This is a genomic window from Streptomyces sp. NPDC052079 (genome assembly GCF_040680275.1).
In the GTDB taxonomy this organism is placed as follows: domain Bacteria; phylum Actinomycetota; class Actinomycetes; order Streptomycetales; family Streptomycetaceae; genus Streptomyces.
The window spans coordinates 199,680-213,295 of sequence record NZ_JBFAWL010000007.1 but is presented as its reverse complement, the minus strand read 5'-3'; the positions used below and the strand labels follow the sequence as shown (position 1 = coordinate 213,295).

Annotated in this window: 18 protein-coding genes and 1 pseudogene; 12 read left to right on the top strand and 7 right to left on the bottom strand. The window is 69.2% G+C overall.

The window, feature by feature from the left end; all coding sequences use genetic code 11:
• Window positions 1–2 precede the first annotated feature (2 nt).
• Window positions 3–968, top strand: coding sequence for a folate-binding protein (locus AB0L56_RS14805; RefSeq protein ID WP_361031729.1), 966 nt, complete (start codon window positions 3–5; stop codon window positions 966–968).
• Window positions 969–1,015: 47 nt separating this feature from the next.
• Here AB0L56_RS14805 and dtd read toward each other — a convergent pair whose 3' ends face one another.
• Window positions 1,016–1,441, bottom strand: coding sequence for a D-aminoacyl-tRNA deacylase (gene dtd, locus AB0L56_RS14800; protein WP_365423079.1), 426 nt, complete (start codon window positions 1,439–1,441; stop codon window positions 1,016–1,018).
• A gap of 178 nt (window positions 1,442–1,619) precedes the next feature.
• On the opposite strand from dtd, the gene AB0L56_RS14795 reads away from it, so the two are divergent.
• Window positions 1,620–2,270 (top strand): aerial mycelium formation protein, encoded by a 651-nt coding sequence (locus AB0L56_RS14795; protein WP_365423076.1) that lies wholly within the window; start codon window positions 1,620–1,622, stop codon window positions 2,268–2,270.
• 93 nt (window positions 2,271–2,363) lie between these two features.
• Entirely contained in the window at window positions 2,364–3,626 is a 1,263-nt protein-coding gene (locus tag AB0L56_RS14790) for a GNAT family N-acetyltransferase (RefSeq protein WP_365423073.1), read from the top strand.
• Between the two features lie 181 nt (window positions 3,627–3,807).
• Here AB0L56_RS14790 and AB0L56_RS14785 read toward each other — a convergent pair whose 3' ends face one another.
• On the bottom strand, window positions 3,808–3,993 hold the full coding sequence (locus AB0L56_RS14785) for a hypothetical protein (protein WP_365423070.1): 186 nt from the start codon (window positions 3,991–3,993) through the stop codon (window positions 3,808–3,810).
• Window positions 3,994–4,165: 172 nt separating this feature from the next.
• On the opposite strand from AB0L56_RS14785, the gene AB0L56_RS14780 reads away from it, so the two are divergent.
• Window positions 4,166–5,080, top strand: coding sequence for a GntR family transcriptional regulator (locus AB0L56_RS14780; RefSeq protein WP_365423067.1), 915 nt, complete (start codon window positions 4,166–4,168; stop codon window positions 5,078–5,080).
• A 36-nt stretch (window positions 5,081–5,116) separates the two neighbouring features.
• Here AB0L56_RS14780 and AB0L56_RS14775 read toward each other — a convergent pair whose 3' ends face one another.
• Entirely contained in the window at window positions 5,117–5,305 is a 189-nt protein-coding gene (locus tag AB0L56_RS14775) for a hypothetical protein (RefSeq protein ID WP_365423064.1), read from the bottom strand.
• A gap of 131 nt (window positions 5,306–5,436) precedes the next feature.
• Here AB0L56_RS14775 and AB0L56_RS14770 point away from each other — a divergent pair, with 131 nt between their 5' ends.
• Entirely contained in the window at window positions 5,437–6,318 is an 882-nt protein-coding gene (locus AB0L56_RS14770) for a GntR family transcriptional regulator (RefSeq protein ID WP_365423061.1), read from the top strand.
• On the top strand, window positions 6,318–7,073 hold the full coding sequence (locus AB0L56_RS14765) for an HAD-IA family hydrolase (RefSeq protein WP_365423057.1): 756 nt from the start codon (window positions 6,318–6,320) through the stop codon (window positions 7,071–7,073). The genes AB0L56_RS14770 and AB0L56_RS14765 overlap by 1 nt, the downstream gene beginning before the upstream one ends.
• On the opposite strand, the gene AB0L56_RS14760 is transcribed toward AB0L56_RS14765, so the two are convergent.
• A complete protein-coding gene (locus tag AB0L56_RS14760; protein WP_361031702.1) occupies window positions 7,064–7,246 on the bottom strand; it encodes a hypothetical protein in 183 nt (60 codons plus the stop codon). The genes AB0L56_RS14765 and AB0L56_RS14760 overlap by 10 nt on opposite strands.
• A gap of 178 nt (window positions 7,247–7,424) precedes the next feature.
• On the opposite strand from AB0L56_RS14760, the gene AB0L56_RS14755 reads away from it, so the two are divergent.
• From AB0L56_RS14755 to AB0L56_RS14740, 4 genes are all read left to right on the top strand, one after another.
• Entirely contained in the window at window positions 7,425–8,297 is an 873-nt protein-coding gene (locus tag AB0L56_RS14755) for a winged helix-turn-helix domain-containing protein (RefSeq protein ID WP_361031699.1), read from the top strand.
• A 291-nt stretch (window positions 8,298–8,588) separates the two neighbouring features.
• Window positions 8,589–10,697 (top strand): aminoglycoside phosphotransferase family protein, encoded by a 2,109-nt coding sequence (locus AB0L56_RS14750; RefSeq protein ID WP_365423052.1) that lies wholly within the window; start codon window positions 8,589–8,591, stop codon window positions 10,695–10,697.
• Window positions 10,698–10,775: 78 nt separating this feature from the next.
• Window positions 10,776–11,177: a hypothetical protein gene (locus tag AB0L56_RS14745; protein ID WP_365423049.1), complete on the top strand. Its 402-nt coding sequence runs from the start codon at window positions 10,776–10,778 to the stop codon at window positions 11,175–11,177.
• Between the two features lie 25 nt (window positions 11,178–11,202).
• The gene (locus tag AB0L56_RS14740) at window positions 11,203–11,664 is read left to right on the top strand and encodes a hypothetical protein (protein ID WP_365423046.1); all 462 of its coding nucleotides are present in this window, start codon (window positions 11,203–11,205) and stop codon (window positions 11,662–11,664) included.
• A 42-nt stretch (window positions 11,665–11,706) separates the two neighbouring features.
• On the opposite strand, the pseudogene AB0L56_RS14735 reads toward AB0L56_RS14740, so the two are convergent.
• The 3 genes and pseudogenes from AB0L56_RS14735 to AB0L56_RS14725 all read right to left on the bottom strand — a co-directional run.
• Window positions 11,707–11,820, bottom strand: a pseudogene (locus tag AB0L56_RS14735) (hypothetical protein); the annotation flags it as partial.
• Window positions 11,821–11,860: 40 nt separating this feature from the next.
• The gene (locus tag AB0L56_RS14730) at window positions 11,861–12,457 is read right to left on the bottom strand and encodes a DinB family protein (RefSeq protein WP_365423043.1); all 597 of its coding nucleotides are present in this window, start codon (window positions 12,455–12,457) and stop codon (window positions 11,861–11,863) included.
• 57 nt (window positions 12,458–12,514) lie between these two features.
• Window positions 12,515–12,646, bottom strand: a complete 132-nt coding sequence (locus AB0L56_RS14725) for a hypothetical protein (protein WP_365423040.1) — start codon at window positions 12,644–12,646, stop codon at window positions 12,515–12,517.
• A 188-nt stretch (window positions 12,647–12,834) separates the two neighbouring features.
• On the opposite strand from AB0L56_RS14725, the gene AB0L56_RS14720 reads away from it, so the two are divergent.
• Both AB0L56_RS14720 and AB0L56_RS14715 read left to right on the top strand, forming a co-directional pair.
• Complete coding sequence (locus AB0L56_RS14720; protein ID WP_365423037.1) at window positions 12,835–13,056, top strand: type II toxin-antitoxin system VapB family antitoxin; 222 nt, start codon at window positions 12,835–12,837, stop codon at window positions 13,054–13,056.
• On the top strand, window positions 13,053–13,472 hold the full coding sequence (locus AB0L56_RS14715) for a PIN domain-containing protein (RefSeq protein ID WP_361031685.1): 420 nt from the start codon (window positions 13,053–13,055) through the stop codon (window positions 13,470–13,472). Before AB0L56_RS14720 ends, AB0L56_RS14715 begins: the two co-directional genes overlap by 4 nt.
• The last annotated feature ends 144 nt before the right edge of the window (window positions 13,473–13,616 follow it).

Here is a 13,616-nt window from a genome sequence, read left to right as displayed (position 1 = left end):
ATATGAAGAGCCCCCTGCTGACCCTGCCCGGCGCCGTCCCCGCCGAGGGCGTGGACGAAGGCGTGGCCGCCCACTACGGCGACCTGTTCCGCGAGCAGCGCGCCCTCGCCGACGGCACCGGATTCGTCGACCTGTCCCACCGCGGGGTCGTCACCGTCACCGGACCGGAACGGCTGTCCTGGCTGCATCTGCTGCTCACCCAGCACGTCAGCGAGCTGCCGCCGCACCAGGCGACCGAGGCCCTGATCCTCTCCGCCCACGGCCACATCGAGCACGCGCTCTACCTGGTCGACGACGGCGAGACGGTCTGGGCGCACGTCGAGCCCGGCACCCAGGAGGCGCTGATCGCGTACCTGGAGTCGATGAAGTTCTTCTACCGGGTCGAGGTCGCCGACCGCACCGCCGACATCGCGGTGGTGCATCTGCCCGCCGGGTCCATAGCGGAGGTGCCCGAGGGCGTCGTGGTGCGCGAGACGCCGTACGGACGGGACCTGTTCCTGCCCCGCGCGGATCTGGAGTCGTACGCGGAGAAGGCGGGGCCGCCCGCCGGGATCCTGGCGCACGAGGCACTGCGGGTCGAGCAGCAGCGGCCGCGGCTCGGCTTCGAGACCGACCACCGCACTATCCCGCACGAGCTGGGCTGGATCGGCGGCGCGGTGCATCTGCAGAAGGGCTGCTACCGGGGGCAGGAGACGGTCGCCCGGGTGCAGAACCTGGGGAAGCCGCCGCGGCGGCTGGTCTTCCTGCACCTGGACGGCAGCGAGGTGCACCTGCCCGTGGCGGGGACGGAGATCCGGCTCGCCGACGACGGGCCGGAGGGACGGAAGATCGGTTTCGTCACGACGTCCGTACGCCACCACGAGCTGGGCCCGGTCGCGCTGGCGCTGGTGAAGCGGAACGTGCCGGTGGACGCGCGGCTGCTCGCCGGGGGGACGGCGGCCGCGCAGGAGACCGTCGTCGAGCCCTGAGCCGTGCGGCTCAGACCGGCCGCACGGCTCAGATGCAGCCGTACGGCTCAGATTTCCAGCAGGACGGTGAACGGGCCGTCGTTGGTGAGCGACACCCTCATCCTCGCGCCGAAGCGGCCCGTCGCCACCGTGGCGCCCAGGTCGCGCAGCCGGGCGACCACCTCGTCGACCAGCGGTTCGGCCACGTCGCCGGGGGCCGCGGCGTTCCAGGTGGGGCGGCGGCCCTTGCGGGCGTCGCCGTACAGGGTGAACTGGCTGATCACCAGGAGCGGGGCGCCGGTGTCGCTGCACGACTTCTCGTCGTGGAGCATCCGGATCGACCAGAGCTTGCGGGCGAGCTGGGCCGCCTTCTCCTTGGTGTCCTCGTGGGTGACGCCGACGAGGACGCACAGCCCCTCGCCCTCGATCGCGCCCACCGTCTCGCCGTCCACGACGACGCTCGCGCCGTCGACCCTCTGCACCACTGCACGCATACGGCCATCATGCCGGTCGACGAACACAGGGCCGACGGCGGCCCGCGCGGGACCCCGGTCGGGCTATTTTTTACTCCTTAGCGCCCATCTGGGGCGGATCGGGGAAACTCGCTCACATTGCGGCAGCTTGGGGTGGCACGATGCTGGCACATGCCGGTCGAGGGGACGGTTGAGGCATATGAGCACACGGGGAATCGGACAGCCGGTGACGGCGGTCCCGCCCGCCCACGCGGCCATCGGGGAGCGGGAGTTCCACCGGCCGCCCACACAGCGCACCGACAGCCCGGTGCTGTCGGAGGAGAAGCGGACGGCCGATCTGACGCTGCTCAGTCTGCCGGAGCTGCGCGCGGTGCGCCGTGACGCGCAGCGCGACGAGGCCGACCTCAGCTATGTGCGCAGGCTGCTCCAGGGGCGTATCGACATCCTGCGCGCGGAGTTGGCGCGGCGGGTCCCGGAGGGTGTGCCCTCGGTGCCCGCGGCGGGGGACGGGTCGGTCGTGGAGCGGCTGTCTGTCGTGGAGCGGCTGTCGGAGATCCTGCGGGACGGCCCGGCTCGGCACCGTTCCTCCGCGCGGCATGTGACGCTGGGGACGCCGCGGAGCGAGGAGTACCGGCGGCTGGCGGCGGAGATGCTGGGCGAGGTGGAACTGTCCGACCTGGGCGCCCGCACGGATGGGGAGCTGAGCACCGCGATGGGGCGGCTCGTGCGGTACGAGCAGCAGGTGTCCCGGCGGCGGCAGCGTCTGCAGCGTACGGCCGACGAGTGCAGCGCGGAGATCGCGCGCCGGTACCGGGAGGGAGAGGCGCAGGTCGACGACCTGCTCGCGTGAGCGAGGCCCCCCTTGGGGGGCGGGAAAAACCTCTTGGGGGGACGGGAAAAAACCTCGTCGACACCCGCCGCGCGGCCGCCCTACCGTGACCCCATGACCTCCCGTGCCTCCCGTGCCGACATCGACATACGCCCCATCACCGCGTCCGAGTTCCCCGACTGGAACCGGGCCATGAACATCGGGTTCCTGCGGGAACCCACCTCGGACGACGACATCATCGAGGCGCGCCGGGCGCAGTTCACGCCCGGCCGGTCGCTGGGGGCCTTCGACGGGGGGCGCTGCGTCGCCACGTTCCGTTCCTTCGCGCAGGAGCTGACCGCGGTCGGCGGGGCGGCCGTGCCGGCGGACGCCGTCACCAATGTGACCGTCGCCCCCACCCACCGCCGTCGGGGCCTGCTGAGCCGCATGATGGCGCAGGACCTGGCCGCCGCGAAGGAGCGGGGGGACGTGGTCGCGACGCTCATCGCCGCCGAGTACCCGATCTACGGGCGATACGGCTTCGGCCCGGCCACCTCGGCGACCGAGTGGACGATCGACGTACCGCGCTCCGGTCTCGACCCGCGGTGGGCCGGGCCGGAGGACGGCGGGCGGATCGACCTCGTGGACGCGGAGGACGTCCGCAAGTTCGGCCCGGAGCTGCACGAGCGGCTGCGCCGGGCGCAGCCGGGTGCCGTCAGCCGTGACGAGCTGTGGTGGCGGATCACCACCGGGGCCGTGCGGTTCCATCCGACGTTCCACGAGCCGTTCTACGCGATGTACCGCTCGGCCGGCGGTGAGGTCGAGGGCATGGTCGCCTACACAGCGGACGACCACTGGGGTGCCAAGCAGCCGTTGAACACGGCGCGGGTGAAGTGGCTGAGCGCGGTGACACCGGCCGCCGAGCGCGCGCTGTGGCGCTATCTGTGTTCGGTGGACTGGGTGGTGAAGGTGAAGAGCGGCTGGCGAGCCCCCGACGATCTGCTTCCGCACCTTCTGCCGGACCCGCGCGCCGCCGCCGTCACCACGCAGGCGGACTGGCTGTGGGTGCGGATCCTGGACGTCGTACGGGCCCTGGAGGCGCGGACGTACGAGGCGGCGGGGTCGCTGGTGCTGGAGGTGGCCGACAGCGGCGGGCTGAGCGGCGGCCGGTACCGGCTGGAGGCGTCGGCGGACGGTTCCGGCACGTGTGTGCCGACCACCGAGGGCGCCGATCTCGCGCTGGACGTCGCCGAACTGGCCGTGCTGTGGCTGGGGGACGAGTCGGCGGTGCGGCTGGCGGCGCTGGGCCGGGTGCGAGAAGAACGAGCGGGCGCCGCCCGTCAGGCCGACGCCCTGCTGCGTACGTCCAGGCGACCGTGGTGCCCGGACATCTTCTGAGCGCGGTGTCCGTACGCGCCCCTGCTGCCGCCTCCTTTCGCCGACGACGGGTGAGCACTCATCCGTAGCGAGCTGTTCAGTTGTGGTTGTGGTTGTTGTGCGGGTGGTGCGGTGGTGCGGCTGACGGGCTCCCGGCTCCCCTCCGGAAGGGAGCCCGGCCAGCGGTTCGTGCGTGGTGCCGTCAGCCGGACTGGGCCAGCAGCATCACGAGGATGACCGCGCCGATGCCGCCGATCATGGTGTTGCGTGCCTTGATGCCCACGGTGAGGGCGACGAAGGCGATGATCCCCATCGGCCCGTACTTCCACTGGACGAGCTGCTCGAGTCCGATGGCCAGGGCGGCGAGGACGATGGCGACGAGCGGCATGGCGGTCCCCCTTTGTCTGTGGCCTCCAACCGTCACCGTGTGGCCAACCCCTTCGTAAAGCCGACCAGCTTGCATGAGTTGGTGACCAACTTGGTGTTAGTTATCTCCACTTGGAAGAGGCTTATAACCACCCTCCGCTGAACTGCCCGAAGATGGCGAGAAGTTGTAGTGTTTGGTTGTGGACCCGGAACACGCCTCCGTCAATGGGCGGAAGAAGTCACAGCGGCCACAGAGAACCCATCGTGAAGTGGCCGACGAACTGCGCGCCCGGATCCGGTCCGGTGCGCTGCGGCCGGGCCAGCGCATGCCCACCCAGGCCCAACTGGCCGCGGAGTTCGGCGTGGAGCGCCCCGCGATACGCCAGGCGCTGCGCATCCTGCAGTCCGAGCTGCTGCTCACCAACGTCTCCAAGGGTGCCCCGGCGACCGTCGCCGCCCGTCCCGGCGGAGCGCCGGCCGGTCCCGGGGCACCGCCGCTGCCCACCACGGTGGCCCTCGCGCCCAGGATCGCCGCGGCCTTCGAGGCCGAGCACGTCGAGATCGACGCCGTCTGTCTGACCTCCATCTCCCTCACGCTCGCCATGGGGGAGCCGTTGCGGCAGATCCACGCGGGGCGACTGAAACCGGCCAAGGTCGACGTGCGGGTGCTGCTGCCCAGCCGGGACATCGACCTCGCCTTCCCGGTGCCGGTCGAGGGACGGCCGGACGCCGAAGGCCCGCTCCACGCACGGTGGTTGTCGATGCGCAACGCGCAGGGGCAGGTGCTCCGCCACAACCTGCTCGCGCTGCGCGCCACGCACGGCATCGATGTGCGGGTCTCGTTCCGCGCGCTGCCCTTCACCCCGCCGGTGAAGCTGTATCTGCTGAATGGCGCGGAGGCGTTGTTCGCCTACTACACGGTGGCCCGCAGCCAGGCGCAGATCGACCAGGAGAGCCTGGAGACATACGACGCGCAGGGCATACGGTCGATGCTGTTCGCCTTCGAGCAGGGCGCGGGCCTGCGGGACACCACGTTCGTGGAGCAGTCGCACCTGTGGTTCAACGCGCTGTGGGAGACCATCAGTTCGGAGCTGGTGCTCACGAGCTGACGTCTCCCACGGGACGGGTGCCGGAAATTTTCGCGTTCAGAGCGCGGGCTTGCCCACCAGCAGGGCGAGCAGCACCGCTCCGGCGGAGCTGAACCCCGGCCTGTCGGCCCTGATGCCTATGGTGAGCAACAGCAGGCCGACGAGGCCGGCCACACCGTACCTCCACTGGATGAGCTGCTCGACGGTGACGACGACGACGGCGGAGATCAGAGCGAGGAAGTGCATGATGTCCCCCCTTAGCGGTTCCGCCAACTCCGCAAAGTTGGCGACCAACTCTCCTGACGTTGTCCCCACTTGGTCGCACTCCATAAACAACTTTCAAACAACTCCCGCCAGGTCGATCAAAGTTGTAGCGTTTGGTCGTGACCCAGGAGAACGTGGCAGTGAACGGCAGTAGCAGGCTCACGCCCCAGGAGATCGCCGGCATCCTGCGGGAACGCATCCGAGGCGGCCAGCTCAAGGCGGGCGACCGGCTGCCCACCCAGGCCGAACTGGCTGAGGAGTTCGGGGTGGAACGCGGGACCGTCCGCCAGGCCCTGCGCGCCCTCCAGGCGGATGGCCTGCTCAGCAACGTCAGCAAGGGCAGCCCGCCGCGGATCGCCGAACCGGCCCCCGCGCGGGAGGAACCTCAGCCGACAATGGTGGCGCTGGCACCGCGCCTGACGGACGCCTTCGAAACGGCCCATGTGCGGATCGACGCCGTGTGTCTGACCTCCGAGAGCTTCATGCTGGCGCTCGGTGAGCCGCTCCGGCACATCCACGAGGGCCGCACCCGCCCCGACTCCGTCCACGTCCGCATCCTGCTGCCGTCCCGCAACATCAACCTCGCCTTCCCGGTCCCCGTGGAGGACGGCGACGGCGGCGCCAACCCGGTGCACGAACGCTGGCTGTCGATGCGCAACGCGCAGGCCCGCGTGCTCCGGCACAACCTCCTGGCCCTGCGCGCCACCCACGGCATCGACGTACACGTCTCCTTCCGCGCGCTGCCCTTCACCCCGCCGGTGAAGCTGTACCTCCTCAACGGCGACGAGGCCCTGCTCGGCTACTACCTGCTCACCCGGCGCGAGGAGGAGTGGGAGAGCCACACCCTTGAGATGTACGACGCCCTGGGCTCGACGTCCCTGCTGTTCTCCTTCCTCAGACGGGCCGGTCAGCGGGATCAGGCATTCGTGGAGGAATCCCAGAAGTGGTTCGACGCCCTCTGGGAAACCATCACCACGGACCTGACACTCTCCTAGTGACTTCTGAGACGACACAGACTGATGCGGCAACGGCCGGGACCGAGACGGAACTGAACGAACTGCGGGACCTGATCAAAGGTGTCCGTGTCGTGCTGTGGGACTTCGACGGCCCTGTCTGCCGGCTGTTCGCCGGACATTCCGCGGAGCGGGTGGCGACCGACCTGGCGGCCTGGCTCGAGGGACGGGGCCTGCACAACCTGCTCACGGAGTCCCAACGCGAGTCCCTGGACCCGCATGTCGTCCTGCGTGCCGTCGACCACCGGCACCCCGGCAGCGACCTGGTCGCGGAGCTCGAGGAGCGCCTCACCCAGGAGGAGCTGCGGGCCACCGCCTCGGCGATGCCCACCCCGTACGCCGATCCGCTGATCCGCACCTGGACCGCGGTGGGGACCCGGCTGGCCATCACCACCAACAACTCCCCGCGCGTGGTGCGCGAGTACCTCGCCTCCCGACGGCTCGCCGCCTGCTTCGCCCCCCACATATACGGCCGCACCCAGGAGCTCAACCACCTCAAACCCGACCCCCACTGCATCAACCGCGCCCTGGCCGCGTTGGGCGCCGCTCCCACCACGTCCCTGATGATCGGCGACACCCCGTCCGACTTCCACGCCGCGCAGGCCGCGGGCGTCCCTTTCCTGGGCTACGCCCGCAACGACCACAAGAGCAAGCTGCTGCGGGACGCCGGTGCCTCCACGGTCGTAGGCTCCCTGAAACCCCTCCTGCGGCTGGTCAGGGACCTGCATCAGGCCTGAGTCGTCAGCAGGGTGAGCGCCAGCGCCGCACAGAGCAGGCGGCCGTTGCGGGGTTCCCGTGCCCAGGCGCCGATGAAGAACAGGAGTACGAGAGCGACGGGGCTCAGCTGCGCCTTCACGAGCAGGTCCAGCGTCAGCTCTCCGAGTGCCATGAGCACCTTGGGCAGAGGCATGATCCGACCATCTCCCTTCCACTTTCCTGAAAGTGCTCAACTACCCGTCCAATTGGACTGTTTGCGCTGCTTCTGGTCTGCCCCGCCCGGCTGATCCCTTAACCGACAGGCCACCGGAGACCGCTGGTTGGCCGGTTCGACTGGTTTGCCAGTGGACTGAAAGCGGTACGTTCCGGTTGTGGAACGACAGCGGACCGGCAGGCGAGGCGGTGGCAGAGAGCTCCAGCGGGTGGTCGACGAGCTGCGCGGAAGGATAGGGAGCGGCTACCCCGAGGGCTCCTTCCTGCCGGCGCAACGGGCCCTGGCCGAGGAGCTGGGCGTCTCCCGCGACACGGTGCAGCGGGCGGTGCGGGAGCTGGAGAGCGAAGGCTGGATCCAGACGCGGCAGGGCCGTGGCTCCCGGGTGGTCAAGACGCAGCTCATACAGTCCTCGGCCGCCAAGGCGACGCGGCTGAGCGGGCGGCTGACCCTGGCGCCGTTCATCAGCGAGGCCTTCGAACAGCCCGAAGTCACCCTGGACGTCTACACGCTGACGTCCGAGTCGCTCGACGCGCACATCCGGCTCCAGGCGGAGCGCATTCGCGGCGGCTTCATCGCACCCGAGCGCATCACCCTGCGCATGCTCCTGCCGGATGCGACACTGCCGTTGCCGTACCCCCGGGTCAAGGACGACCGCAAGGACACCCGCCTGCGGGAACGGCTGCGCACCATCACCGAGTCGCACACCGCCTCACTGCTGGGGTCCCTCAGGGACCTGCAGACCGAAGGTCTGGTGCCCTCCGTGGACGTCCGGATCCGGCACACCCCGCTGACCCCCACCTTCAAGCTCTACCTGATCAACGCCGTCGAGGTCCTGCACGGCATGTACGGGATCATCGAGCGGCCCTTGGAGCTGAAGCGCGGCGAGGTGGTCACGGCTCTGGACGTCCTGGGCCTCGGGGCCACCCTCACCCACCATGTGAAGACCGAGCAGCCGACCGCCCCGGGATCGGTGTTCGTGAACAGCATGCAGCAGTGGTTCGACTCGGTGTGGAACCTGCTTTCGGATTGAACGGCATGCGGTACCCTTCGCGCACCGATTGAGCAAGCGCTCGCCTCCGTTCGTACCAAGGGGCATACCAGCCAACTCGAACGGGCTTCCGCAGCCTCACACCAGACGGGTGACACCATGCCCGACGTGTCCCGGCATGCGGTACTCCGCGTGCGGGAGAGGAGGCCGCATGCCTACCTTCAGTTGTGACTCCCCTCGTACCTCCCGGAGCGGCCCGTGGGCGCACCACCTCTTCCCCGACCCGTCCTCGGGGGGCCCACCACCGCGCCCGACGCCCGGCTCCGTGGTTTCGTGGAGCGCGCCACGCGGCGCGGACTGGCGAGCAGCGGTCATCACAACCAGAACTACGTGTTACCGCTGACCGAGCCGGAAGCACGGCTTCTGGGCCGGGAGCCGGGGACCTCCGTGACGGTACGGATCCGCCGGTTGGAGGCGCTGCCGGTCGTCATCAGGACCTGGGACAACGAGGACGAGATCCTGGGCGCGGTCAAGGGGATCCTGCCGCATGTGCCGCAGTGTCTCGCCAAGGGTGCCGGCTTCGCGATCCACAGCTATGTGGAAGGCGTGCCGCTCTCCAGCGTCTGCGGGAACGGCAAGCCGTTGGATACGCTGCTGATCAGGGCACTTGCCGGACTGCTCGCCCAGATGGCCCAGGTGCGGCGCAGCACGCTGCCGCCGTTGCCGACCGGCTGGCCCCGCAATGACACCGACAGTCAGGGTTTCCTGCGCAAGCTGGCGTACCTGGCGGACCAGCAGATCCGTCAGCCCAATTGGACCGACTTCGGCGGACTGTTCGCGGCGCTGGGCATCCCTGAGGACGCGCTCATTCGGCTGGCGGAGCGGACGCCCGTCATGGCGCGTCGGCCGTACAGCCTGCTCCACGCCGACCTGCACCGGGACAATTTGATCGTGTCCTACGGCGGGCACCCCCCGCTCATCTGCGTCGACTGGGAGCTGGCGACCTACGGTGACCCGCTCCATGATCTGGCGACCCATCTCGTGCGTATGCGCTATCCGACGCACCAATGGCCCGAGGTGATCGAGGCGTGGGAGATGGCAATGCGGCGCATCCGCCCTGCCGCCGTCAACGGACTGACCAAGGACCTGGGCCATTACCTGGCCTTCGAGCGGGCGCAGTCCGTCTTCCCCGATGTGATGCGGGCCGCGCGGTCGCTTGAGGAATCGTTCTCCCAGAAGAGCCTGGACGAGGCGACGGCGGAGGTGAGTCGGGCGCTGGAGGCTGCTGCCATACCGCTGCGGCTCAGGAGCGTGCCCGGGCCCCAGGAGATCGAACGGGCGCTGTTCCGCTGGCTGGCCTCCCGCCGTGACCCCGACGGTGCCGTTCCGGTGCGGGCGTTCGGCTGGCAGGCGGACCGCCGGCTGCCTCTGTCGCCGGACTTCCCTGCGGAGGCGGTGCGGGACGCCCTCGCTTCGGAAGGGGCCGCGCCGGCCGGACGGGTGTTCAAGGGCACGACCCATCTCAACACCGTGGTCCAGGTCCCGGGCGCCGGGCTCTCCGTGGTGGTGAGACGAAGACTGCCGGAGGTGCCCAGCGGCGAGCCCCGCTTCCTCAGCGAGCACGCCGTGCTGCGGGCCATCGAGGAGGCGCCCGTCGCCGTGGCCGCGCCGAGGGCCCTGGCGCTGGGCGAGACCTACCCGGACGACGGCTTCGCCATCCATACATACGTCGGGCCGCGCGACATGGACCGCCCCCCGAACCATCCCGTGAACGGTCTGCTGCCGCATGAGGCGGACGGTCTCGTGGACCAGCTCTGTGCGCTCACCCGGGTGGACTACAGGCAACTCGATCCGCTCGCCTGTGAGCGGGGCTTCTACCGGTGGCTCAAAAGCCAACTCATCCGTCTCGTCCGGGAACTGCCCCGTAAGACGCAGCAGCTCGCCCGGCAGCTGGGGCTGCCGGACGCCGATCGTCTGGACCAGATCCTGTCCCGGCAGGAGGTGAGCCACCGGGAACAGTCCCTGCTGCACGGCGACCTCAACCCCTGGAACCTGGTGCGCCGGGACGGATCGGACGCGCTGACCATCATCGACTGGGAGATGGCCCTGATCGGCGATCCCCTCTACGACCTGGTCCGGCACATGCACCTCACCCCGACCCGCCCGGAGATCCGGGACCGGATGTTCAGCCGCTGGGAGCGTCGGCTGCCGTCCGAGTACACACGTGACTGGCGCGAGGACTGGCAGGCGTACCGCCGGCTGGAGATCGTCCGTTCCGCCTACATCGACCTGGACCGCATCGTGACGGGCGCAAGCCTGGACGCGCCAAACGTCCGCCGCGCGGTCGACTCCTACGCGGTGACCCTGGCCGTCGCCAGCGGTTCCCTTGGCCTGCCACTCCGTTTCACGGCGAACCCCTATCTTGCCCGGGCACTGGTGTAGGGGGAACATGTCAGCCAAGGCCAGTGTGCACGCGGGCGTGTGACGGCCTGCCGGATGGGAGCGCTTAGGGGGTCGGGCATGCCGGAGCGCGTGAACGGGTCGTCCGGCAGCGGTGTGAACAGACGCTTACGCGGCTTTCAGAACCGCTTCGAGCCCTTGGTGACCCGCCTCTTCCTGGCGGGCATTTTCGTCACTGGCGTGATCGCTCAGTTCGTCCAGCCGGTGGGGGATGCCCTCGAGGGCATGGCGTTTCTCGGCGGCGCTCTGCTCAGTCTGGTCGCGTACGTGCTCTACGACGCGGTGCAGGAGCTCTCTTCGTCGGTGCGGCTGCCGACGCCTGCCCTGGTGAACTCGAGTGAGCTGGGCGGCTTCGTCAACGAGGCCTTCCGGGCGCGCAAGGTCGAAATCAGTTTCCTCGGCTACACGGGAGAGACCCTACTACCACGAGGTCCATCGCAGTCTGGCAAGACTGTTCGATGATCCGGGGCCGACGAAGACGGTAGTCGTGCGGCTGCTCGTGCCGGACTTCGAGAAGCCCATGACCGTACCGGCGCGGGTGGGGCCCGACGACCGTCCCGTGGACGATTCGGCATTCCGTAACCGGATGCTGCGGCAATGCCGGGACTACAGCGGAAGCCTGTCGGCCGTTGCGAACAGTCTCAATGGGACTGGACGGTTCGTCGTCGAGTGCGAGTACCGCTGCTACCCCGGCATTCCGCGGGACAAGATCTGCATATTCAACCGGACCCAGGTCCTGCACGGCCTCTACGATGTTTCCGCCCGGAAGCGACTGCAGGACAGGGGCCCCGAGTACTACGACCCCATGGGTTACACGACGGAGCTCAACGTCTGGTCGCGGGAGGGCACGACTGCCGCCGAGGCGGCCGTCTCCATGTGGGTGAAGCATTTCGACGAACTCTGGGTGATGTCGTCGGTGCCCAACTGGGGTCGGAGCGCTGCGGCTTAGGCCTCCCCACGGCTCACAGCGCCTTCGTCCAGCGCCGGCCGATCACCTCCGCGACCCGACCCGGGTGGACCCGTCCGTGCCGTGGCCCAGGGCGACGACCCGCCTGGCCTGGCCCTCGATCACCCGCATGACGCTCGCGTCGATGCCGTGGGCCTCCTGGCCCATGGTCGACGCGGGGTGTGAGTGGCCGCGGACATCAGCCGTCGCTGTCCGCCTCCCGGGCCGCCTGCTCCAGCCGTTCGCGGTAGGACGCCCACCAGGCCGGGTCGGCCGACGGGAGGCTCGTCGCGGTCTCGGTCTCTCCCGCGCCGCCGTCGAGCAATTCCCGGAGGATGTCGGCGTGGCCGGCGTGGCGTTGGGTGTCGGCGATGACGCGGACCACGGCGTGGTGCAGGGTCAGTTCGCTCCTCTCGTCCGGCCACCAGGGCACCCTGCCCGTCGTGTCCAGCGGCAGGGCGTAGAGCGTGGCGTCCGCGTGCGCCCACGCCCGGCGGTACAGATCCACCACGAACGCGCGTGACTCCTCCGCGGTGGCCCACATGTCCGCGTTGGTCTCCGCGGCGTCCGCGAGCCAGGGCAGCGGCTCCCCGGACGGGCGGCCGAAGGTGTCGCAGAGGTAGCCGAGTTCGATGCCGGCCACATGTTTCACCAGGCCCAGGAGGTTGGTGCCGGTCTGGGTCATCGGGCGGCGGACGTCGTACTCGGAGAGGCCTTCAAGCTTCCACAGCAGGGCGTCGCGGGCCTCCTGGAGGTAGCGGTGGAGGTCGGACTTGGCGGTGCCGGACACGGTCATGGGGCCAGTCTCCCGCGTGCCGTCTCCATACGGCTGAGGGCATCTTCGCTCCCAGCTCTACGGACCACCTGGGGGCAGCAGCTCGGGGCCTCCCGTTGAGCCGAACCGGCCGACGATCAGATCGTCCATAGGCAGGCTGGTCAGCCGGGTCCGTTCGTCGACACCGATGTCATCCCAGCGCTGGTACATCCCATCCGGGAAGGTGATCCAACGCCAACGATCCTCAGTGTTCGCCGGGACGGAGCCCCGACCTCTTCTGCCGGCATTGAGCGACCACGACTGGAGGACTATGGGCCGGACGCGTTCGGCGATCCCGGGCAAGCATGACTCCTGCGTGTACATATACTGAATATTGGCGTTGAATAGAGGAGTCCAGTATGAGCGTGACGACAATCGACCTTGATGACGATGCGCTGGAGAAGGCCATGCGTGTCGCCGGTGGTGGAACCAAGAAAGAGGTGGTCAATGCTGCCCTTCGCGAGTACGCCGAACGCCATGAGCGGGTCGCGCTTGTAGCCAAGCACTTCCACGCCGCCCAGCAGTGGGACTACGAGGGCTGGCAGCAGCGCCGCGTCGAGGACAAGCAGGGTGGCGCGTGATCCACTACCTGCTCGACTCCTCGGGTCTGTGGCGCCTCCTCCGCGAGGAGCGGCTGAGGGACGCGTGGCTGGAGACCACAACCCTCCGGGCGATCGGGTCGTGCGCCGCCCAGCGGGCCGAGTTCCGGCGTTCAGCGCGCAACGCCGCGGAGTACGAGGCCATGGGGGAGATGTTCACCGACCTGTACCCCGACGTACCTCTTCCGAAGAGGTTGTGGGACTGGGTCGACACAGCCCAATACGCTCTCGCCGAGAAGGGGGCCCTCGGCGCGGCCGGTCCGCTCGACCTGATGATCTGTGCGACCGCCGTGCATCATGGACTGACTGTCCTGCACGACGACGCCGATTTCGTCACCGTGGCCCGCTTCCTGCCCGACGTCAGCGAGCGGAATGTGCGCAACGTTCCAGGTCTCTAGCATCCTTGGCGCCCGTGGACTCGCTCTGCAAAACTTCCGCGTGGTCTCGTTCAAGTACTGGTGAAGCCATGTGGGCGCCCGGCGGCTGTTGGGCTTGAACCGAGGCAGTCTGCGCCGGCTTGGCGGCCATCAGCAGTGCGAACG